This is a genomic window from Rubellimicrobium arenae (genome assembly GCF_017916275.1).
In the GTDB taxonomy this organism is placed as follows: Bacteria; Pseudomonadota; Alphaproteobacteria; order Rhodobacterales; family Rhodobacteraceae; genus Rubellimicrobium; species Rubellimicrobium arenae.
This window is the reverse complement of the sequence record NZ_JAFMST010000004.1, coordinates 114,487-135,519: the sequence shown is the minus strand read 5'-3', so window position 1 is coordinate 135,519 and position 21,033 is coordinate 114,487. Positions and strand designations below refer to the sequence as shown.

General features: G+C 70.6%; 23 protein-coding genes. 6 read left to right on the top strand and 17 right to left on the bottom strand.

What is annotated here, in order from left to right; translation table 11 throughout:
- Window positions 1–52 precede the first annotated feature (52 nt).
- Entirely contained in the window at window positions 53–832 is a 780-nt protein-coding gene (locus tag J3P31_RS07495) for an SDR family oxidoreductase (protein ID WP_210527804.1), read from the top strand.
- A 64-nt stretch (window positions 833–896) separates the two neighbouring features.
- On the top strand, window positions 897–1,994 hold the full coding sequence (locus tag J3P31_RS07490) for an ABC transporter ATP-binding protein (RefSeq protein ID WP_210527803.1): 1,098 nt from the start codon (window positions 897–899) through the stop codon (window positions 1,992–1,994).
- Here the strand turns inward: J3P31_RS07490 and J3P31_RS07485 are convergent.
- Window positions 1,976–2,644, bottom strand: a complete 669-nt coding sequence (locus J3P31_RS07485; RefSeq protein WP_210527802.1) for a helix-turn-helix transcriptional regulator — start codon at window positions 2,642–2,644, stop codon at window positions 1,976–1,978. The genes J3P31_RS07490 and J3P31_RS07485 overlap by 19 nt on opposite strands.
- Before the next feature lie 128 nt (window positions 2,645–2,772).
- Between J3P31_RS07485 and J3P31_RS07480 the strand changes: the two genes are divergently transcribed.
- From J3P31_RS07480 to J3P31_RS07465, 4 genes are read left to right on the top strand one after another with little or no spacing between them, the layout of a single operon-like run.
- Window positions 2,773–2,988 (top strand): twin-arginine translocase TatA/TatE family subunit, encoded by a 216-nt coding sequence (locus tag J3P31_RS07480; RefSeq protein WP_210527801.1) that lies wholly within the window; start codon window positions 2,773–2,775, stop codon window positions 2,986–2,988.
- Window positions 2,989–3,025: 37 nt separating this feature from the next.
- Window positions 3,026–3,490, top strand: a complete 465-nt coding sequence (tatB, locus tag J3P31_RS07475) for a Sec-independent protein translocase protein TatB (RefSeq protein ID WP_210527800.1) — start codon at window positions 3,026–3,028, stop codon at window positions 3,488–3,490.
- A gap of 14 nt (window positions 3,491–3,504) precedes the next feature.
- Window positions 3,505–4,374 (top strand): twin-arginine translocase subunit TatC, encoded by an 870-nt coding sequence (gene tatC, locus J3P31_RS07470; protein WP_210528077.1) that lies wholly within the window; start codon window positions 3,505–3,507, stop codon window positions 4,372–4,374.
- A gap of 4 nt (window positions 4,375–4,378) precedes the next feature.
- Window positions 4,379–5,230: an ATP-binding protein gene (locus J3P31_RS07465; RefSeq protein WP_246849362.1), complete on the top strand. Its 852-nt coding sequence runs from the start codon at window positions 4,379–4,381 to the stop codon at window positions 5,228–5,230.
- A gap of 69 nt (window positions 5,231–5,299) precedes the next feature.
- Here J3P31_RS07465 and J3P31_RS07460 read toward each other — a convergent pair whose 3' ends face one another.
- From J3P31_RS07460 to pyrC, 16 genes are all read right to left on the bottom strand, one after another.
- Window positions 5,300–6,487: a peptidoglycan DD-metalloendopeptidase family protein gene (locus tag J3P31_RS07460; RefSeq protein ID WP_246849363.1), complete on the bottom strand. Its 1,188-nt coding sequence runs from the start codon at window positions 6,485–6,487 to the stop codon at window positions 5,300–5,302.
- A 45-nt stretch (window positions 6,488–6,532) separates the two neighbouring features.
- Window positions 6,533–7,177: a protein-L-isoaspartate(D-aspartate) O-methyltransferase gene (locus J3P31_RS07455; protein WP_210527798.1), complete on the bottom strand. Its 645-nt coding sequence runs from the start codon at window positions 7,175–7,177 to the stop codon at window positions 6,533–6,535.
- Window positions 7,174–7,965, bottom strand: coding sequence for a 5'/3'-nucleotidase SurE (gene surE, locus J3P31_RS07450; protein ID WP_210527797.1), 792 nt, complete (start codon window positions 7,963–7,965; stop codon window positions 7,174–7,176). The genes J3P31_RS07455 and surE overlap by 4 nt, the downstream gene beginning before the upstream one ends.
- A 60-nt stretch (window positions 7,966–8,025) precedes the next feature.
- Window positions 8,026–8,664 carry an SDR family NAD(P)-dependent oxidoreductase gene (locus tag J3P31_RS07445; protein ID WP_210527796.1) on the bottom strand — a complete coding sequence of 213 codons (639 nt, stop codon included), beginning with the start codon at window positions 8,662–8,664 and terminating at the stop codon, window positions 8,026–8,028.
- An 85-nt stretch (window positions 8,665–8,749) separates the two neighbouring features.
- Entirely contained in the window at window positions 8,750–9,115 is a 366-nt protein-coding gene (locus tag J3P31_RS07440; RefSeq protein WP_210527795.1) for a hypothetical protein, read from the bottom strand.
- Window positions 9,116–9,416: 301 nt separating this feature from the next.
- Window positions 9,417–10,889 carry an amidophosphoribosyltransferase gene (purF, locus tag J3P31_RS07435; RefSeq protein ID WP_210527794.1) on the bottom strand — a complete coding sequence of 491 codons (1,473 nt, stop codon included), beginning with the start codon at window positions 10,887–10,889 and terminating at the stop codon, window positions 9,417–9,419.
- Between the two features lie 126 nt (window positions 10,890–11,015).
- Entirely contained in the window at window positions 11,016–11,588 is a 573-nt protein-coding gene (locus J3P31_RS07430; RefSeq protein ID WP_210527793.1) for a CvpA family protein, read from the bottom strand.
- A gap of 18 nt (window positions 11,589–11,606) precedes the next feature.
- Window positions 11,607–12,962: a DNA repair protein RadA gene (gene radA / locus J3P31_RS07425; RefSeq protein ID WP_210527792.1), complete on the bottom strand. Its 1,356-nt coding sequence runs from the start codon at window positions 12,960–12,962 to the stop codon at window positions 11,607–11,609.
- Window positions 12,963–13,031: 69 nt separating this feature from the next.
- Window positions 13,032–13,829: a DNA repair protein gene (locus J3P31_RS07420; RefSeq protein WP_210527791.1), complete on the bottom strand. Its 798-nt coding sequence runs from the start codon at window positions 13,827–13,829 to the stop codon at window positions 13,032–13,034.
- 151 nt (window positions 13,830–13,980) lie between these two features.
- On the bottom strand, window positions 13,981–14,721 hold the full coding sequence (locus J3P31_RS07415; protein WP_210527790.1) for an ABC transporter ATP-binding protein: 741 nt from the start codon (window positions 14,719–14,721) through the stop codon (window positions 13,981–13,983).
- The gene (locus tag J3P31_RS07410; RefSeq protein ID WP_210527789.1) at window positions 14,718–15,500 is read right to left on the bottom strand and encodes an MlaE family ABC transporter permease; all 783 of its coding nucleotides are present in this window, start codon (window positions 15,498–15,500) and stop codon (window positions 14,718–14,720) included. The genes J3P31_RS07415 and J3P31_RS07410 overlap by 4 nt, the downstream gene beginning before the upstream one ends.
- Window positions 15,497–16,531 carry an alanine racemase gene (alr, locus tag J3P31_RS07405; protein ID WP_210527788.1) on the bottom strand — a complete coding sequence of 345 codons (1,035 nt, stop codon included), beginning with the start codon at window positions 16,529–16,531 and terminating at the stop codon, window positions 15,497–15,499. The genes J3P31_RS07410 and alr overlap by 4 nt, the downstream gene beginning before the upstream one ends.
- A gap of 129 nt (window positions 16,532–16,660) precedes the next feature.
- The gene (locus J3P31_RS07400; protein WP_210527787.1) at window positions 16,661–18,148 is read right to left on the bottom strand and encodes a replicative DNA helicase; all 1,488 of its coding nucleotides are present in this window, start codon (window positions 18,146–18,148) and stop codon (window positions 16,661–16,663) included.
- 434 nt (window positions 18,149–18,582) lie between these two features.
- Window positions 18,583–19,251, bottom strand: coding sequence for an orotate phosphoribosyltransferase (locus tag J3P31_RS07395; protein WP_210527786.1), 669 nt, complete (start codon window positions 19,249–19,251; stop codon window positions 18,583–18,585).
- Window positions 19,252–19,318: 67 nt separating this feature from the next.
- Window positions 19,319–19,789, bottom strand: a complete 471-nt coding sequence (locus tag J3P31_RS07390) for a DUF6647 family protein (RefSeq protein WP_210527785.1) — start codon at window positions 19,787–19,789, stop codon at window positions 19,319–19,321.
- Between the two features lie 145 nt (window positions 19,790–19,934).
- Window positions 19,935–20,999 (bottom strand): dihydroorotase, encoded by a 1,065-nt coding sequence (gene pyrC / locus J3P31_RS07385; protein ID WP_210527784.1) that lies wholly within the window; start codon window positions 20,997–20,999, stop codon window positions 19,935–19,937.
- Between the last annotated feature and the right edge of the window lie 34 nt (window positions 21,000–21,033).

The following is a 21,033-nucleotide window of genomic DNA, read 5'->3' as shown; positions in this document are numbered from 1 at the left end:
GGGCGCGCTGTTCTGGCGGCGCGTCGATTCCGCGCAAGAGGGGGCAGAAGGCATGGATCTTGGGATCCGGGGGCGGCGGGCTCTGGTGACGGGGGCCTCGAGGGGACTCGGGCGCGGCTGCGCCGAGGCGCTGGCGGCGGCGGGCGTGGAGCTCGTGCTCAATGCGCGCGGGGCGGAGGCGCTGGAGGCGACGGCCGAGGCGATTTGGGCGGCGCATGGGGTCCAGGTCGCGACGATCGCGGCCGACATGGTGACGGAAGCAGGCCAGGCGCAGGTGATCGCGGCGGCAGGGGCGGTGGACATCCTCGTCACCAACGTGGGCGGGCCGCCGCCCGGGACATGGCGCGACTGGGGGCGGGCGGATTTCCAGGGGGCGCTGGACGCCAACATGCTGGCGCCCATCGCGCTGATGCAGGCGCTTCTGCCGGGGATGTGCAACCGCGGCTGGGGCCGGGTGGTGAACATCACCTCGACCAGCGTCAAGGCGCCGATCGGCACGCTCGGGCTGTCGAACGCGGCACGGGCGGGGCTGACCGGCTATGTCGCGGGCACGGCGCGGCAGGTGGCGCGCTTCGGGGTCACGATCAACAACCTGCTTCCGGGGAGTCACGACACCGACCGCATCCGGTCCCTGGACGAGGCCGCCATGGCGCGGGACGGCGTCTCGAAGGAGGAGCTGACGGCGCGCCGGCTGGCGATGATCCCGGCCGGGCGGATGGGGACTCCGCAGGAGTTCGGGGCGATGTGCGCGTTCCTCTGCTCGGTCCATGCGGGCTATGTCGTGGGGCAGAACATCGCGCTCGATGGCGGGTCGACGAACCTGACCCTGTGATCGGCTTGCTCCTGCGGATGCGCGGGCTTAGATGCCCGAAGATTTCCGTCGGGATTGGACTGCCATGGAGCCGCGGCTCGAGATCCAGGGGCTGACGCGCCGGTTCGGCGCGCGCGAGGTCGTGAGGGACGTGTCGCTGACCATCGCGGCGGGCCAGGTGAGCTGCCTGCTCGGACCCTCGGGCTGCGGCAAGTCCACGACCTTGCGCCTGATCGCCGGGGTGGACATGCCGGACGAGGGGACCATCCGCGTCGATGGCAGGCCCCTGGTCGAGGGACGCGTCCGCATCCCGGCCGAACAGCGCGGCATCGGGCTCATGTTCCAGGACTTTGCCCTGTTCCCGCACCTGACGGTGTCGCAGAACGTGGCCTTCGGGCTGCCCCGGCACGCGCCCGGCCGCCAGGAGCGCGTCGCGGAGCTGCTGGGCCGCGTGGGCATGATGCGCCATGCCGACAAGCACCCGCACGAGCTGTCGGGCGGGGAGCAGCAGCGCGTGGCGCTGGCCCGCGCCCTCGCGCCCCGGCCGCGGATCATGCTGATGGACGAGCCGTTCTCGGGTCTGGACGACCGGCTGCGGGACGACATCCGGGACGAGACGCTGGCCGTGCTCAAGGCCGAGGGGACGGCGGTGCTGCTGGTCACGCACGAGCCGACCGAGGCCATGCGCATGGCGGACGAGATCCTGCTGATGCGGGACGGACGGATCGTGCAGGCGGGCGCGCCCTACACGATCTACAACAACCCGGTGGACCTGAAGGCGGCGGCCTTCTTCAGCGACCTGAACGTGATCCGGGGGCAGGTGAAGGGCGCGCTGACCGAGACGCCCTTCGGGCCGTTCCTCGTGCCCGGCGTGCCGGACGGGTCCGAGGTCGACATCGCCATCCGGCCGCAGCACCTGCGGATCGATTTCGACCGGGCGGGAAAGGGGCCGCTGTCCACCCCGACCCATGGCGAGGCGGCGCGCGGCGTGGTCGAGCGGGCGCGGTTCATGGGATCGGAAAGCCTCGTGGAGTTCCGGATGGACTTCGACGGATCGATCCTTAAGGCGCATGTGCCCTGGGTGTTCCTGCCCAAGCCGGGAACGCCGCTTTGGCTGATGTTCCGGCGGGACCGCTGCTTTGTCTTTCCGCACGCGCCGGCGGCTCAGCCCAGGGTGGCCTGATAGTCGGCCAGCGTCCTGCCGGGCTCGTCGACAAAGAGCTGGGGCAGGGCGGCCACATCCTCGATCAGGTCGACGCGGAGCAGGGCGAAGTCGCCCGCGGTTTCGTCCCAGCAGGTGACGGTCCAGACCCGGCCCCAGTAGTCGAGCCGCAGCGGGCGGACGATGCGGCGCGGCGGCACCTGGCCGGGGATCTGGAGGCGCAGCTTCTGGCGCGCCCGGATCGCCGTCCGGATCGTCGGCATATGGCGGAATCCGCGCGACGCCTCGGCAAAGGCATGGGTCGCGAAGCCGAAGGACGCGAGCGGCGCGGACCGGTCTTCGGGCAGCACGGCATCCACCTTGGCCGACAGCGTGCGGGCGGCCTCCTTCAGTTCCTCGTCGCCCGCCTCGCCGACCACGGCGAGGCCCAGATGCAGCGCCTCGAGCTCGGGCAGGGACAGGTTCAGCGGGGGGAGCGTGATGGCCGCGGTGGCGGCGTAGCCCAGGCCCCGCTCCCCTGCGATGGGGACGCCACTGGCGACCAGGGTGTCCATGTCGCGGTAGATCGTCCGCTGGGACACGCCCAGGCGGCGGGCGAGGTCCTCGGCCCGATGCAGGCGGCCGTCGCTGAGGAGCCGGACGAGATCAAGAAGGCGGTCGTTGCGTGGCATGGGCCTACTGACAGGTTTGTGTCACAAATTACGACGGCCGAGCCGGGAATTCGAGGGGGGCCGGGTTCCGCCGCGAGTCGGCCGAGGCTAGAACAAGGGCCTGCAACAGATGTCCGTTGGAGGGACTGATGCTCAACAATATCGGCCCGATGGGCTTTCTCATCATCGCTCTTGTCGTCCTCGTGCTGTTCGGGCGCGGCAAGATTTCCGGCGTCATGGGCGAAGTGGGTCGCGGCATCACCGCGTTCCGCAAGGGCATGGACGACGGCCGCCGCGAGATCGAGGAAACCAATTCCGCTGCCGCCCGTGACGTGACCCCCGCCGAGGAACGCGACCGGGTCTGATCCCGGTCCGTTCGGCCCCCTTCGAAAGGATCTGGCCATGTTCGACCTGGGCTGGAGCGAGATGATGCTCGTGGGCGTCGTCGCGCTGATCGTCGTGGGCCCCAAGGAGCTTCCCAACCTGTTCCGGTCCGTCGGCCAGGCGGTCGGCAAGGCCCGTGGCATGGCGCGGGAGTTCACGCGCGCGATGGAAGCGGCCGCCGACGAAGCGGGCGTGAAGGAGATCAACCGCACGATCAACGCGGCGACGCGTCCCGTGCAGTTCGGGGCCAACTCGCTGCGTCAGGCGGCGCTGGGCCAGACCTCGACGGCGGCGAAGCCGGCCGCCCCGGCGACCCCGCTGAACCCTGGAGCCCCGGTCAAGCCGGGCGGCGCCACCGAAGCCCTGGCCGCGCAGCGCGCCGAGGAGCGGACGCGCATTCAGGAGGAGGCCCAACAGCGGGCCGAGATCCGGGAGGCGGCACCCACCACCCCTGACCACGTGCCTTCGGACGGGACCACATGACCGCCAAACCCAACATGCGAGCCGACACCCTCGATGAGGTCGAGGCGTCCTCGGCCCCACTGATCGAGCATCTGGCCGAACTGCGGAACCGGATCATCTGGTCGCTCGTCGCGTTCACCGTGGCGATGCTGGCCTGCTTTCCGCTATGGCGGCCGATCTACGACTTCCTGTCGGTGCCCCTTTGCACCGCGCTCAACGCCGAGGGGCAGGCCTGCCAGCTCGTGTTCCTGAGCGTGCAGGAAGGGTTCTTCCTGGCCCTGTCGATCTCGATGGTGGGCGGGCTGGTGCTGTCCTTCCCGATCATCAGCTACCAGTTGTGGCGGTTCGTGGCGCCGGGGCTCTACAAGAACGAAAAGCAGGCCTTCCTGCCGTTCCTGGTGGCCTCGCCCGTCATGTTCATCCTGGGCGGCGCCTTCGCCTACTACGTCATCACGCCGATGGCGTTCAGCTTCTTCCTGAGCTTCCAGACCGGTGGCATCCTGGAAGGGCAGGCCCCGACCCAGGGCGGCGCGGCGTCGATGGTCTTCCAAGGCTCGGCCAAGGCTTACCTGTCGCTGACGATGGCCTTCATCGTGTCCTTCGGGCTCTGCTTCCAGCTGCCCGTCCTGCTGACGTTGCTGGGCCGGGTGGGGATCGTGACCTCGGCCGGTCTGGCGAGCGTGCGGAAATATGCCCTGGTCGGCATCCTCATCCTGGCGGCGATCGCGACCCCCGGGCCGGACGTGACCTCGCAGGTCATCCTTTTCGCGGTCGTGTACCCGCTTTACGAGATCTCGATCTGGCTGGTGCGGCGGCACGAGCGGAACGTCGAGGCCCGGATGCGCGCGGAAGGGATCCTTGGCGCCGACGAGTCGATCTACGGCCGCGACGAATCGGAGACCTGAGACGATGCTCGATGGACTGGCGGCGGACCCCCTCCGCCGTATCGCCGAGGCGCTCGAGCGCCTCGCCCCGCCTCCGCCGCCGGTCCCGGATTTCCGGGGCGCGGCCTTTGCCTGGCACGCCGAGCCCGACCGGCTCGTGCCCGTGGACAAGGTCAGCCGGGTCGACCTGACGCTGCTCCTGGGCGTGGATCGGGCGCGCGACACGCTCCTGGCCAACACGCGGGCCTTTGCCAGGGGCTTCCCGGCCAACAACGCGCTGCTTTGGGGCGCGCGGGGGATGGGCAAGTCCAGCCTGGTCAAGGCCGTCCATGCCGCCGTGCGCGCCGAGGAGTCGAGCCTCAAGATCGTCGAGGTGAGCCGCGAGGACCTGCCCAGCATCGGCCGCTGCCTCACGTTGCTACGTGGCGCGCCGGGGCGGTTCATCCTGTTCTGCGACGACCTGTCCTTCAGCCACGACGACGCGCATTACAAGTCGCTCAAGGCGGTGCTGGACGGCGGGATCGAGGGGCGGCCCGAGAACGTGGTCCTGTACGCCACGTCGAATCGGCGTCACCTGATGCCCCGCGACATGATCGAGAACGAGCGATCCTCGGCCATCAGCCCGTCGGAGGCCGTGGAGGAGAAGGTCTCGCTCTCCGACCGGTTCGGGCTCTGGCTCGGGTTCCACCCCTGCACGCAGGACGAATACCTGTCGATGATCCGCGGCTACTGCGACGCCTTCGGGATCGAGATCGACGACCAGACGCTGTGGGCCGAGGCCATCGAATGGCAGGCCACGCGCGGATCTCGGTCGGGGCGGGTCGCGTGGCAGTACGTGACCGACCTGGCCGGGCGACGTGGCGTGAAACTGGGCTGACCACAGCCCCCTGAGATGCAGAAGGGCGGGCCTTGGCCCGCCCTTCTGCATTCCGGCGCCTGCCGTCCGTCAGGGCAGGAAGTCGGTCGGGTCCTGGCTCTGCATGCCGCGCCGCACCTCGAAGTGCACGAAGGATGGGTCGCCGGCCCGGACCTTGCCGATCGCCTGCCCGCGCGACACGCGATCGTCCTTGGACACCGTCAGGCTGTCCAGGTGCGTGTAGACGGTGAGAAGATCGTTGGCGTGCTTGATCACCACGATCTGAATGCCTTCCGTGTTCGTGGTGATGGCGGCCACGGTGCCGGCATCGGCGGCGCGAACCTCGGAGCCGGCGGGGGCGCCGATGTCGATCCCTTCGTTCCGGCCCGGGGTATAGTCGCGGATGATCGAGCCGGACGCCGGCATGACCATCTGCGCGTTCGACCCCTGCGTCTGCTGCGAGCCCAGGTCCTGCGTGGGTGCGGCGGGGGCAGGCTCGGCGGCGGCGGTCGGCTCGTCGTTGGGGAGGGGCTCGGCGGCGCTGGGCGGGGTCGGCGTCGGGCTGCCCTGACCGGGCTGGGCGACCGGCGTGGGCGCCGTCGGCGCGCCAGTGCGGGGCGGCACCATGAGCTGCTGGCCTTCGCGCACCGTGAGGTCTGGCCCGAGGCCGTTCCATTCGGCGATGGTGCGGACCGGCACGTCGTAGAGCCGGGCGATCGAATAGGCCGTCTCGCCGCGGGCGACCTGGTGGCGAATCGGCTCGCCCCCGGCCGGGGACGCAGTCGGCGAGGCCGAAGGAGCCGCCGGGGCGACCGGTGCGAGGGTCGTGGTCGTCACGGGGCCGGCGCGGTCGATGGCGGCCGAGGCTGCGCTCACCAGCTGGGTCGTGGAACCGCCGGGCGCCGGGGTGGCCGGGAACGCGGCCCCGGGCTCCGGGGCGCGGCCGGGCAGGGCCACGACCTCCTCGGCGCGGAGCTGCGCGTCAGGGGTCAGGCCGTTGTAGGCGGCCAGGTCCTGCGCGCTGATGCCGAGCCGCCCCGCGAGGGTGCCCACCGTGTCGCCCTGCCGGGCCACGGCCACCTGATAGTTCGGGTAGGAGATCACCCCCCGGCTGTCCGGGGTGGGCCGCTCCACGGCGCTCAGCGCGGCGTCGGTCGTCGAGAAGCCGCTGCCGAGGTTGCGAAGGTCCATGTCGACGGGCCGCTGGCAGGCCGAAAGCGCGCCGAGCGCGAGGACGGCACAGGCCGTGCGCCGCAAGCCGCTATGTCCGATGATCATTGCCACTGCCCTCATCCGTCCGCCCGTCGCCGGCGTGTTGGCACCTCATTCCGGACCGATTCCCGGAAGCAGGGGAACGAAACGGACCGGGCGCAGTTCGTCATAGTCAAAGCCTTTCTCGGCGGTCCGGGTGACTCGGATAAGGCTCTGAACCGTGTCGGATTGTCCGACCGGCAGCACCATGATGCCACCGATACGCAACTGGGCCAAGAGGGGGCCGGGCGGGTCCTCGGCGGCTGCGGTCACAAGGATGCGGTCGAAGGGAGCCTGTTCCGGCAGGCCGTGGCTGCCGTCGGCGGTGAGCGCGGTGATGTTGTGGAGCCCCAGCGCCTCGAAGACCTCGCGCGCCTGGAGCACGAGGCTCCGGAAACGGTCCACCGTGTAGACGCGGCGCGCCAGCTGGCTGAGGATCGCGGCCTGGTAGCCCGAGCCGGTCCCGATCTCGAGAATCTTGTCGCGCGGGCTCACGGACAGCGCCTGCGTCATCAGGCCCACGACGGATGGCTGGCTGATTGTCTGGCCGCAGGGAATGGGAAGGGGCACGTCCTCGTGCGCGCGCTCCGCGAAGATGCCGCGGAGAAAATGCGAGCGGTCGATCCGTTCCATGGCGGTCAGGACCCGGGGGTCGGTGACGCCCGCGCTCCGCAGCGCGTAGAGCAGTTGCATGGTGCGTTCGGCCTCTCGGCTCATCCGTCGCCCAAGGCGCGCGCGAGCGCATCCAGCGCGTCGTGCGCCGTCAGGTCGGCGCGGCAGGGCTGCACCGAGATCAGGCCGTCGACATTGGCCTCCACATCCGTGCCGGGACCCGTCCGCTCGTCCTGCGGCCCGCCCCGGACCCAGAGGAATCGCCGCCCCGACGGGGAGATGTGCGGCTCGACCGCATGGACGGCGCCGCGCCGGAAGCCCTGGCGCGTGACGGCCACGCCCTTGCAGTCCTCCCCCGACACCGGCGGGAAGTTGACGTTGTAGAAGAGCCGGTAGGGGCCCTGGTCCCAGATCGCCTTTTCGAGCAGGAGCCGGACGACGCGGGTGCCATGACGCGCGGCGCAGTCGAAGGGATTGTCCAGGGCGGATGTGCGCGGCCCCATGAACTGGGACAGCGCGATCGCCGGGAGGCCTTGGAGCGCGGCCTCCATGGCCCCGCCCAGCGTACCCGAGTACATCGCGTTCTCGCCGGCGTTGTTGCCCCGGTTGACGCCCGACAGCACCAGATCGGGCCGCGCGTCCACCAGCACGTCGTGAAGTCCCGCCAGCACGCAATCGGCGGGCGAGCCTTCGGCGGCGAACCGTCTCTCGCCCAGTTGCACGATCATGGTCGGGTGTGTGTAGCTGATGCAGTGCGCCACGCCCGACTGTTCGAACGCCGGCGCGACGGTCCAGACCTCGCCCGCGTCGCCCGCGATCTCGGTCGCGATGGCGTGCAGGATCTCGAGCCCGGGCGCGTTGATCCCGTCGTCGTTGGTGATGAGGATGCGCATGGAGCCCCCGGCCTGTGCCCGCCCTTCCTAGGGCAGGCATACGGGCCCGGCAAGCCGCGGTCAGCCGAGGATCAGGGGAAGGAGGCGCTGCGCCTCCTGCGCCGGGGTGGCGAGCAGGCTGCGGTCCTCGCCGGGGAAGAAGCGGCCCCGAAGGGCGGTCGCCATGGGCCGGGGCTGCAGGATCGAGACACGCGGGCCGATCCGTTCCCCTTCGACCGCCCAGGAGCGGGCCAGCGCGATCTGCGCCGCCTTGGTCGGGCCGTAGTGCCCGAAGAACTTCTCGCCCCCGCGCGGGTCGTCGAAGAAGACGGCGTGCCCGGCCTCGCCGATCAGCGGGGTCAGGACGCCGATCAGGTCGGCGGTGGCGCGGAAGTTGATGGCGATGGACCTGTCCAGGTCCTTGGCCGCAAGGTGGCCAGCCGGCGCCAGCGGACCCGCATGGATCGCCGTGTGGACCCACAGATCCAGCGTGCCCCAGCGGTCGTAGATGGACCGGGCCAGCTGGCGCATCGCCTCGGGCACGGTGATGTCCATGGGAGCGAGCGTGGCCTGTCCGCCCAGCGCCTGGATACGGTCGTCGAGCTCCTCGAGGCCGCCGACCGTCCGACCCACCGCGATCACGTGGTGCGTGGGCGCGAGAGCCAGGGCGAGGGCATGGCCGAGCCCCCGCGAGGCGCCGGTGACGAGAGCGGTGGGCATCGGAAAGGCTCCAGGCAGGGGTCCAGACAGGTGGCGGCCTTCTGCCCCGTTCGGCGCAGGCCCGCAAGCCGCCCGAGCGCCGTCGTCAGCTGGGCATGGTGAGGAGGACCACCTCGCCCCCGCGCTGAAGGCGGAGGCCCCGTTCGTCGATGGCCATCACCCGCCCGCCGTCCACGGATTCACCCGGCTGGACCTTGACCACCGCGCCCGAGGCGAGGCGCAGCAGGGCGTGGTTGCCCTTGGGCCCCCGCAGCAGGCCGATCAGCGAGGTCCGGTCGAGGGCAAGCGCCCCGCGCTGCGTGGCGTCGTCCGCGACGGCCTCGGGGACATGGGCGACCGGCTGCGCGCCGAGCTGGGCGGGCCGGAGATGAGGACGCGGGGGTTCGGGGACGAGACCTTCCGGGCGCAGGTGCGGGCGAAGGGGGTCGTCGATGTCCCAGGTGTCTGCCATGCTCGGGTCCGCCTTTGATCGGGTCGCGGTCGTGCCGCCGCGTGTCGAGCAGCGGGGCTTTCCACGGCCAACGCCGGAACGGAACCCCAGACCGCCGCCGGTCCCAACATGGGCAGAGGCTTGCGTGAATCCACCGAGCCACCCGGCAGGAACTAGCCCACGCGCGCAGACGTGATCGGCCGTCCATGGATCCGAAGGGCGGTCGGATCGGAGATTTGCCAGCCGCTTGCCGTGGTCGGAGCAGCGTCGCCGGCGGACCGGCGCGACCTGACCAGGAGCCAGGAGGCGATGGGTTCGCGGATTATTCGGCGGCGGTCTTCATCTCGAAGCCCTGATCCAGCATGTCCGCCGGAGCCACGGGATACTCGCCCGAGAAGCACGCATCGCAATAGCGCGGGCTGAGCGGGTCGCGGCCGCCCGCCTCGCCCACGGCGCGGTACAGGCCGTCGAGCGAGATGAACTTGAGCGAGTCGACGCCGAGGTGGCTGCGCATCTCCTCCTCGGACATGTTGGCGGCCAGGAGCTTTTCGCGGTTCGGCGTGTCCACGCCGTAGAAGCAGGGCCAGGCGGTGGGCGGAGAGGCGATGCGGAAGTGAACCTCCTTCGCGCCGGCGTCGAGGATCATCTCCTTGATCTTCCGGCTCGTGGTGCCGCGGACCACCGAGTCGTCCACCAGGATCACCCGCTTGCCGCGGATCAACGCCCGGTTCACGTTCAGCTTGAGCCGGACCCCCATGTTGCGGATCTGCTCGGTCGGCTCGATGAAGGTGCGGCCCATGTACTGGTTGCGGATGATCCCCATGCCGAAGGGGATGCCGCTTTCGTGGGCGTAGCCGATCGCGGCGGGCGTGCCCGAATCGGGCACGGGGCAGACCAGGTCGGCGTCCACCGGGGCTTCGCGGGCCAGTTCGCGGCCGATCGCCTCGCGCGTTTCGTAGACCGAACGACCGCCGATCAGAGAATCGGGGCGGCTGAAGTAGACATGCTCGAAGATGCAGAAGCGGCTCTTGCGGGGGCGGAAGGGGAAGAAGCTTTCCAGGCCCTTTTCGGTGGAGATCACCACCATCTCGCCGGGCTCGATCTCGCGCAGGAACTCGGCCCCGACGATGTCGAGCGCGCAAGTCTCGGAGGCGAGGACCCAGCCCGCGCCCAGGCGACCGACGACGAGCGGGCGGATCCCCAGCGGGTCACGGCAGCCCACGAGCTTGGTCCGCGTCATGGCCACCACCGAGAACGCCCCCTCGACCTTGCGGAGCGCATCCTCGACCCGGTCCACGAGCGTCCGGCCCATGGAGCGGGCCATCAGGTGGATGATGCACTCCGTGTCCGAGGAGGACTGGAAGATCGACCCGCGCTCGATGAGTTCGCGCCGGAGCGCGACGGCGTTGGTGAGATTGCCGTTATGGGCGATCGCCGCGCCGCCGATGGCGAATTCGCCGAAGAACGGCTGGACGTTGCGGATGACCGCCGGACCCTTGTCGCCGGACGTGGAGTAGCGGACGTGCCCGATCCCGAGCGAGCCGGGCAGCATGTCCATGACCTCGCGCGAGGTGAAGTTGTCCCGGACGTAGCCCATGCGGCGCGCCTGGTGGAAGCCGCCCTCGGGGTCGTAGGTGACGATGCCCCCGGCCTCCTGGCCGCGATGCTGGAGCGCGTGAAGGCCCAGCGCGACGAAGCTGGCCGCGTCGGCGACGCCGATCACGCCGAAGACGCCGCACTCCTCGCGCAGCTTGTCGTCGTCGAAGGGGTGGGCGTAGTGGACCTGATCGGCCATGGGTCGGGCTCCGTGGCGGCGGCGGGGGCGCACGGCGCCCTGATAGCGATGCAATCGGGGGGTGTCACGCACCCGTAACAAAGGTGGCGGCGGCACGCACGCGGACGTGACGCCGCAGCCGGCCGGTCAGGCCGCGCCGCCCGCGGGCGCGGCGCAGACGCCCACGAGTTCCTCGTACTGCTGGGTCACCCAGCCCAGGGCCGCCTGCGGGTCTTGCGCGGCGATCTGGCCCGTGATGCGCGAAAAGACGGCGCTGGCGCGGCTGTCCTCGACCATGGGGATGCGCTGGGCCGACAGGACCGTCTGGTAGACGAAGAACGCCACCGCCACGAGCAGCACGCCCCGGACGACGCCGAACAGGAAGCCGAGCCCCTGGTCGAGCCCGCCCAGCGCCGACCGCTGCACCGCGCCCGAGAACAGCGGCGTGAAGATTGAGAACAGGATCAGCGCCACCGCGAAGACCGCTGCGAAGGCCGCGATGACGGACAATTCGCAGGAATCGGCGATGAAGTCGCCCAGGACCGGGATTTGCCGGACAAGGGGCTGGGCCTGGTCCGCAAAGATGAAGGCCAGGATGGTGGCCGCGACCCAGCCGGCGATGGCCAGCATCTCGCGGACGAAGCCGCGGCTGTAGGCCAGGAGAGCCGAGACGACGATCACGATCGCCACGACGCCGTCGATGATGGTGAAGCCTTCCATACGTCCCCGTTCCTGCCGTCAGGTCCCGCTCATCTGGTCGGTCACGGCGGTCGCCAGATCGGGCTTTTCACGCAAGGCAAGGCCCGACCCGGCCGCACGCTTGGCCAGCGTCGGCAGGATGGCGGTGGTGAAACCAAGTTTTTGCGCCTCCTTCAACCGGTTTTCGGTCTGGGAGACGGGACGGAGCGCCCCGGAAAGGCTGATCTCGCCGAACACGACGGTCTGCGGGTCGAGCGGCTGCTGCGACTGAGCCGACACCAGCGCCATCGCGACGGCAAGGTCGGCGGCGGGCTCGGTGATCTTCAGCCCGCCCGCGACGTTCAGATAAACATCGAGTCCCGCGAAGCTGAGGCCGGCGCGGGCGTCCAGCACGGCCAGGATCATGGCCAGCCGCCCGCCGTCCCAGCCCACCACGCTCCGGCGCGTCTGTCCGGGCGCGGCCGGCGCCACGAGGGCCTGGATCTCGCACAGGATCGGGCGCGACCCCTCGATGCCGGCGAAGACGACCGAGCCGGGGGCCGGGGTGCCGCGCTCGCTCAGGAACAGGGCGGACGGGTTGCGGACCTCGGTCAGGCCCTTTCCGGTCATCTCGAAGACGCCGATCTCGTCCGCGGGACCGAATCGGTTCTTGACCGCGCGCAGGATGCGGAACTGATGGCCGCGGTCGCCTTCGAAATAGAGCACCGTATCGACCATGTGCTCCACGACGCGGGGGCCGGCGATGGCGCCCTCCTTGGTGACGTGGCCCACCATGACGATGGCGATGCCGCGCCGCTTGGCGAAGGAGGTCAGCTCGTGCGCCGCCGCCCGGACCTGCGACACCGAGCCTGGCGCCGATTCCACGGTGTCCAGCCACATGGTCTGGATCGAGTCGATGATGGCAAGCTGCGGCGCCTCGCTGTCCAGGGTCGCAAGGATGTCCCGGAGGTTGGTGTGCGCGGCCAGCTTCACGGGGCTTTCCGTCAGGCCGAGCCGCTGGGCGCGCATCTGCACCTGTCCGGCCGACTCCTCGCCGGTGACATAGACGACCTTGAGGCCGTTCCGGGCGAAGCGCGCCGCCGCCTGGAGGAGGAGGGTCGATTTCCCGATCCCGGGATCGCCCCCCACGAGGATCGCCGAGGCTGCCACGAGCCCGCCCCCCAGCACGCGGTCCAGCTCGGCGACGCCCGCCTCGGTGCGGGGCGGAGGGGCCTCGGCGGTGGCGAGATCGGTGAGCGTCAGGCTGTTGCCGCGCTTGAGGGCCTTGCCGGGCCCGACGGCCAGCGGCACCTCCTCGACGATGGTGTTCCAGGCCCCGCAGGCGTCGCAGCGGCCGGACCACTTGGACTGGGTCGCGCCGCAGACCGTGCAGGTGAAGACTTGCTCGCGTCCCATGATGGCCCCGATGTGGGCCATCGCGGCGGCATGTGCAAGGCGGGGCGGATCACGCCCGCGCGGGCCTCCTCATTCGGCGGCGGGACGTTGCCCCATCGGGAAGATGTTGTCGGGGCGCGCCATCGGGTGGTCGTGCGCCGGGACTGCCGGATCCGTCCGGTCGAGCCTGTAGCCCAGCCCCGGCAGCGCCGCCTGGAGCTGCTCGTCGAGCTGCTGGAGCTGGCTGGCCACCATGGCCTCGTCGAGCTCGACCTGGGAGTTCCAGCGCATGATCTCGCGGCTGACCCGGAGCGCCTCGCCGATGCGCTGCTGCTGGTCCGCCACCTCCTGCTGCCGCTGGGCCAGGAAGGCCCGCGCGCGGGACACGCGTTCGTCGCTGTAGATCTCGGCCAGCCGATGCGACTGCTGCGACATCTGGGCGGCGAGCGTCAGGATGTCGGCCTCGAGCAGGCGGAGGTCCGGGTGATCGCGGAGGTATTCGATCCGCTCGCGCACCGCGTCGAATTCGGAGGACAGGCTGAACGCGCCGCCGCGGTCGGCGCTGTGGGCCATGTGGTAGGCGTTGGCCACGTCCTGCATCCGGATGCGGAAGTCGCGGTGGCTGGTTTCCAGCGCGAGGACGCGGCTGCTGGACGGGACGAGCGCCGCGAGCAGCACCAGGAGCACCGTCAGGCCGACCTGCGCGACCGGTCCCGCCGCCGGATGCCAAACGCCGCCGAACCCGGCCTGGAGCGAGAGCCAGGGCAGGACGCCCAGGGCCGACAGAAGAGTGATGGCGAACATGGCCGCGGCCGCGAGGCTCAGCACGAACAGGGCGACCGTCTGAAGGATTCGGGCGAACTGCTGCATCGTGGCACGGAACTCCATCGGCGCTCTTTCTCCTGTCGGGAGCCCGGCCCCATGGTCCGGGCGACTGTCCCGAAACCAATGGCCTGGACCGGGGAAGGTTCCCCGGGGTCAGGTCCCAAAAGGGCACGTTGGCCAAAAGGTTAGGAGCTGCCTTCGGATATCGCCGCGGTCAGCGCAGCGTGGCGATCGGACCGTCGGGGCGGCCGTGGATGAACTGCTCCACGAAAGGGTCGCCGCTGTGGTCGAGATCGGCCGTCGGCCCCATCCAGCGCAGCTTGCCCCCGTGGAGGAGCGCCACGCGATCGGCGACCGTATGCACGGTGGTCATGTCATGGGTGATGGTCACCGCGGTCGCGCCCAGGTCCGTCACCGCCTCGCGGATCAGGCGGTTGATGACGCCCGCCATGATGGGGTCGAGCCCGGCCGTGGGCTCGTCGAAGAAGACGACCTCGGGGCTTGCCGCGATGGCGCGGGCCAGCGCGGCGCGCTTCTGCATCCCGCCCGAAAGCTCGGCGGGGTAAAGGTCGGCGGTCCGTTCCGGCAGGCCCACGCGGGCCAGGGCGTCGATGGCGCGGGCGCGCGCCTCGGCGCGGGGCATCCTGGCCTTGAGATGCCGGAAGGCCACGTTCTGCCACACCGGCAGCGAATCGAACAGCGCCCCGCCCTGGAACAGCATCCCGAAGCGGCTGAGGAAGGCGTCGCGGGGCAGGCGGGTCACGTCCTGCCCGCCGAGCCGGATGGTGCCCGCGTCCGGAGCGACGAGGCCCAGGATGCACTTGAGCAGCACGGACTTGCCCGTGCCCGACCCCCCGATCACGACAAGGCTTTTGCCGCGGGCGACGTCGAGGTCGATGCCGTCCAGGACGGTGTTCGGGCCGAAGGACTTCCGGAGGCCGCGCAGCTCGATCATGCGGAGAAGAACGCTTCGGTCAGGACGAGGTTGGCGGCCAGGATCGCGACCGAGGCCGCGACGACCGCGCCCTTGGTCGCGCGTCCGACGCCCATGGCGCCCCGGCCCGAGTTGAGGCCGAACCAGCAGCCCATGAGCGCGGCCAGGAACCCGAAGACCGCGCCCTTGGCCAGCGACGAGATGATGTCCAGCGGCTCGAGGAAGTTGATGGTGTTGTGAAGGTAGGACGTCGAGACGAAGCCCAGCCGTTCCGTCGCCACGAGCCAGCCGCCCATGACGCCGATGATGTCGCCGATCCCCACGAGAACCGGAACCGAGACCAGGCCGGCGAGGACACGCGGCAGGACGAGGTATTTCATCGGATGGGTGGACAGGGTCACGAGCGCGTCGATCTGCTCGGTCACCTTCATGGTGGCGATCTCGGCGGCGACCGAGGAGGTCACGCGGGCGGCGATCATCAGGCCCACGAGCACGGGGCCGAGCTCGCGCACCATGCCGATGGCGACGATCTGGGGGACCACCGCCTCGGCGCCGAACCGGTTGCCGCCGGCGTAGATCTGGAGAGCGAGCGCGCCGCCGGTGAAGAGCGCCGTGAGGCCCACGACGGGCAAGGACAGCCATCCCATCTGGAGCAGCGCCAGCGCGATCTCGCGCCCGTGGAAGGGCGGGCGGACGGCATGGCTCAGGGTCTCGAGGGTGAAGGCCGCGAACCGGCCGATCCCCGCGAGGAGGGCGAGGGTCCAGGCGCCGAGACGTCCGATCGCCGACAGGAGGATCATTCGCGCAGGGAGCGGGCGTAGCGGGAGCCCAGCGAGGTCAGCACCTCGTAGCCGATGGTCCCCGCCGCCTCGGCAAGCTGGTCGATGCTCTGGTTCGGGCCGATGACGGTGAGCGCCTCGGGGTCCTCGGGAAGGTCGGTGACGTCCACGATGATGAGGTCCATGGACACGCGTCCCACGGCGGGGCAGGGCGTGTCCCCGTGCCAGAGCGTGACCCGGTGGCTCAGGCTCCGCAGGAGGCCGTCGGCGTAGCCCGCCGAGACCGTCGCCAGCCGCGAGGGGCGCTGCGCCTGCCAGGTGTTGCCGTAGCCCGCGACCTCGCCCTCCTGGAGGTCGCGCACCTGGATGACCGGAAGGTCGAGGGTGACGACGGGCTGGGCGTGTTCGAACGGCAGCCCGCCGTAAAGGCCGATTCCGGGGCGCACGAGGTCGAAATGGTAGTCGGGGCCGAGCAGGATGCCCCCCGTGGCCGACAGCGATCGCGGCACGTTCAGCCCGTCGGTCATCTGCTGGAAGAGATCGAGCTGGTAGGGGTTCATCGGGTGGTCGGGCTCGTCCGCGCAGGCGAGATGGCTCATCAGCAGGACGGGGTTCTGCGACAGCGCGATCTCGGCCACGGCGGCCCATTCGGCCCATTCCATGCCCAGCCGGTTCATCCCGGTGTCGAGCTGGATCCCGAAGGGATGGCCGGGCAGCGATTCGAGGTGGCGCGTCAACTGCTCGACCGAGTTGACCATCGGCGTCAGGCCGCATTCCGCGAGCGCCCGGGCGTCTCCGGCCATGTGGCCCGACAGGACCATGATCTCGGGCCCCGGCCCGACGGCGCGGCGGAGGGTGAAGCCCTCCTCGGCGTAGGCCACGAAGAACCTGCGGGCGCCCGCGTTGGCGAGGGCGCGTCCCACGGGGCCGATCCCCAGGCCGTAGGCGTCCGCCTTGACGACTGGCGCGGCGTCCACGCGTGCGAGTGAGGCCAGCGCCTTCCAGTTGGAGACGATGGCGGAAAGGTCGATGGAAAGCCGTCCGGTGCCCATGCCGCGCCTCATGGCAGGAGAGGCGCGGGGCGGCAAGAGGCGGCGGTGACGCGGCAGGCAGGTGCCCGCGGGGCATCCGCCCGGAGGAGGCCCAAGCGGGCCGCGGCGTCCCGGCAGCGACGGGCGGGCTTAGTGCTCCTCGCCCTGCCAGGGCTTGGCGAGGTTGCCGAAGCGGGTGAAGCGGCCTTCGAAGCTGAGGTCCACGGTGCCGATGGGGCCGTGGCGCTGCTTGCCGATGATGACCTCGGCGCGGCCGTGGAGGCGCTCCATCTCGGCCTGCCAGGTCGCCATCTTGTCGAGCTCGTGCTCGCCGGGCTTTTCGCGTTCCTTGTAGTACTCCTCGCGGAACACGAACATCACGACGTCGGCGTCCTGCTCGATCGAGCCCGATTCGCGAAGGTCCGAGAGCTGGGGCCGCTTGTCCTCGCGGTTCTCGACCTGACGGGAGAGCTGCGAGAGCGCGATCACCGGGATGTCGAGCTCCTTGGCGATGGCCTTGAGCCCTTGGGTGATCTCGGACACCTCGTTGACGCGGCTGTCCTTGGCGGTCGCCGGGCGCACGAGCTGGAGGTAGTCGATCATCAGCACGTCGAGCCCGTGGGTCCGCTTCAGCCGCCGCGCGCGGGCGGCGAGCTGGTTGATCGGGATGGCGGCCGTGTCGTCGATGAAGAGCGGGCAGGCCTCGAGGTCCTTGGCGGCCTCGACGAAGCGGCGGAACTCGGCCTCGGTCATGTCGCCGCGGCGGATCTGCTCGGACGGGACCTCGGAGGCCTCGGAGAGGACGCGGGCGGCCAGCTGCTCGGCGCTCATTTCCAGGGAGTAGAAGCCGACGATGCCGCCGTTGACCGTGCCCTCGGTGCCGTCGGGACGGCGGCCGCGCTTGTAGGCCTTGGCGATGTTGAAGGCGATGTTCGTCGCAAGCGAGGTCTTCCCCATGGAGGGGCGGCCCGCGAGGATCAGGAGGTCGGAGGGATGCAGGCCCCCCAGCTTCTTGTCGAGGTCGATGAGCCCGGTCGAGATCCCGGCAAGGCCGCCGTCCCGCTGGTAGGCGGCATTGGCGGACTGCACGGCGTCGGTGACGGCGCGCAGGAAGCTCTGGAAGCCGGTCTCGGACTTGCCCTGCTCGGCCATCTTGTAGAGCGCGGATTCGGCCTGGATGATCTGCTCGGCCGGGGGGCTCTCGACCTCGACGGTTGCGGCGCGGTCGGCGATCTCCTTGCCGAGCTTGATGAGCTCGCGCCGGATGGCGAGGTCGTAGATGAGCTGGGCGTAGTCCTTGGCCGCGAAGGCCGAGATCGCCGCGCCGGCGAGGCGCGCGAGGTAGGCGGGGCCGCCCAGCTCCTTGAGCCCCTCGTCGCCTTCGAGGAAGGCCTTGAGCGTGACGGGCGAGGCCAGCGCGTTCTTGAGGATGCGGGACTTGGCGACCTCGAAGATGCGGGCATGAACCGGATCGTAGAAGTGCTCGGGCCCGATGATGGCCGAGATCCGGTCGAAGATGTCGTTGTTGGTCAGGATCGCGCCAAGGATCTGCTGCTCGGCTTCGATGCTGTGGGGCATCGCCTCCTGGACGGGCGGCTCGGCAGGCTGGCGCGGCCGGAACGGCGCGATCTCGGTCATGACTCGGGCCTCGTGTTCGTCTTCTGTTTTCTAGTTCCTACGCTGGCCGGGTCATCGGCACAAACGATGAATCCTGTGGGTGATCCTGTGGATGAATCGCAGAGGTGAGTTGACAACAGCGGAGGGGATCGGGCGGTCGCCGGGACGCGGGGTCGCCGGACCTGCCCGATGGCCGCGCCCGGGTGCCAGGCCGGGGGCGGGGGGCGCGTCCTCGACGCGCGGCGGCTGGCATGGCACCAGCGGACCCCGCCCATGTGGTCCCCAAAGAGCTATGGCCCGGCGGGGCGGTTCACATCGGCACGGGGGCCGGCCTCCGGGGGCGCGGGCGGGAGCATGTGGTCCCGGGCCGTCGCAGGGGGAAGCATCGCGCGTCTTGGTTAACCGGACCCTGCGGCACCGTGCGCCGGGCGCAACGCCCCGAGGCACGGCAAGGATCAGGCGGGGAGCCAGCCCTCCGGATCGCGGAGATAGGCCTCGACGGCGGCCAGCGTCTCGGCGTCGAAGGCCCCTTGGCGGCGGGCCTCGGCCAGGACGTCCCACCAGGTGCAGAGGCTGTGGAGCGTCACGCCCTCCGCCGCGAGGCGGTCGTGCATCTCGGGGAAGATGCCGTAGGCGAAGATGACCGCCGTGTGCGCGCAGGTGGCGCCGGTGTCGCGGATGGCCTGCACGAAGGACAGTTTGGAGCCGCCGTCAGTGGCGAGATCCTCGACCAGGAGGACGCGGGCGCCCTCGGGCATGACGCCCTCGATCCGGGCGTTGCGGCCGTAGCCCTTGGGCTTCTTGCGGACATAGGTCATGGGCAGCGCGAGGCGGTCCGCGACCAGGGCCGCGAAGGGGATGCCCGCCGTCTCGCCCCCGGCGATGTTTTCGAAGGCCTCGACGCCCGCGTCGCGCATCACGGTGACGCAAAGGAAGTCCATCAGCGCCGCACGGATGCGGGGGAAGGAGATCAGGCGGCGGCAGTCGATGTAGGTCGGCGCCTTGCGCCCCGAGGCGTGGGTGAAGGGCTCGCGCGCGTTGAAGTGGACGGCCTTCGCCTCGATCAGCATGGAGGCGGACAGGCGGGCGATTTCCTCGCGCGCGGGGAAGCTCGTGGGGATCATCGGCGGCTCCGGGGCTTTGGGTCGCCGCGACATAGCGGGGACGGACGGGGCAGGGAAGGCCCGCGCGTCAGCAGATCGAATAGGTCCGGGCCCAGAAGCCGCGGTTCGGGATGGGATCGGCCGCATGGACCTGCCGGAGGTAGATCCCGCCCAGCGTGTAGGCCTCCTGTTCCCCGAACTGGGGACAGGGCCAGGTCTCGGCGGCGCCGGTCTGCCACTGGACGTGATGCACGAGCTCGTGGAGCACGATCTCGCGGAAGAGCGGGTTGTCGGTCGGGTCGTCCCAGCGCCCGGCGTCGGGAACATGGCGGGGCGCGAGGAGGTAGAGCGTGCCGTCCGGCCCGTCCTCGGCCGAGTAGAGCGCGAGCAGGCGGTCGTCCACGCCATCCTCGGGGAGGAGCTGCGGGGCGGCGGCGTAGTATTCGCGCGTCAGGTCCCCGGGCGCGAGCAGCACCACGGCAGGACGGGGCAGGCCGGCGACATCATAGGCGGAGTTCTCGCCGATCCAGGCGAGCAGGGCGTCGATGATCGGGTCCATGGCAGCCTCGGACGATGTCGGGCGGGGACTGCGACCAATGTAGGGCTTGCGCGGCCCGGGGCCGGGAAAATCGTCCGCCGGCCCGGGCGGCTCGGCCAGCGATGGCCGACGCCCCGGCCGGGCGGGGGCGCCGGTCCGGCGTCGGTCAGGCGGCGGCCTGATCCTCCAGCCGCCAATGCAGGGGGAAGCCCGGGTCGAACACCGTCACGGGCCCGTCGTCGGTCAGGATGGCGGGGGGCGCGGTCCAGGCCTCGCCCCGGACGAGCGTGACCCGGTCGTCGTTGGGGGGCAGGCCGTAATAGCGCGGGCCGTTGAGCGACACGAAGGATTCGAGCTTGTCCAGCGCCTCGGCGGCCTCGAAGACCTCGGCCAGGATGGGCAGGGTGACGGGCGCGGTGAAGCAGCCCGCGCAGCCGCAGGGCTGGAGCTTGGCCTGGTCGAGGTGGGGCGCGGAATCGGTTCCGAGGAAGAAGCGTTCGTCGCCCGACACGGCGGCCTGCACGAGCGCGATGCGGTGCGCCTCGCGCTTGGCGACGGGCAGGCAGTAGTAGTGGGGCCGGATCCCCCCCGCGAGGATGGCGTTGCGGTTGATGACGAGGTGGTGGGTGGTGATCGTCGCGGCCACGTTCCGGGGCTGGTCGCGCACGAAGTCCACGCCGTCCTGGGTGGTCACATGTTCGAGCACGATGCGGAGGTCGGGGACCCGGCGACGGAGCGGCTTGAGCACCCGGTCGATGAACACGGCCTCGCGGTCGAAGATGTCCACGTCGGGATCGACCACCTCGCCGTGGATGCAAAGGGTCATGCCGATCTCGGCCATGCGTTCGAGGACGGGGCGCACCTTGCCCAGGTCGCGGACGCCGGCGTGGGAGTTGGTCGTGGCCCCGGCGGGGTAGAGCTTCACCGCCTGCGCGGTGCCCGACAGGTAGGCGCGCGCGACGTCGTCCGGGTCCGTGGCCTCGGTCAGGTAAAGGGTCATCAGCGGTTCGAACCGGCTGCCCGGGGGAAGCGCCTCGCGGATGCGGTCGCGGTAGGCGGCGGCCTGCGCCATGGTGACCACGGGCGGCACGAGGTTCGGCATGATGATGGCGCGGCCGAAGTCGCGGGCCGAATGGGGCGCCACGGCCCGGAGCATGGCCCCGTCCCGCAGGTGGAGGTGCCAGTCGTCGGGGCGGCGGAGGGTGAGGCGGGTCCAGGCTCGGTTCGGCATGGCATCCGACCTAGCACGGGCTCGGCAGGCAGGC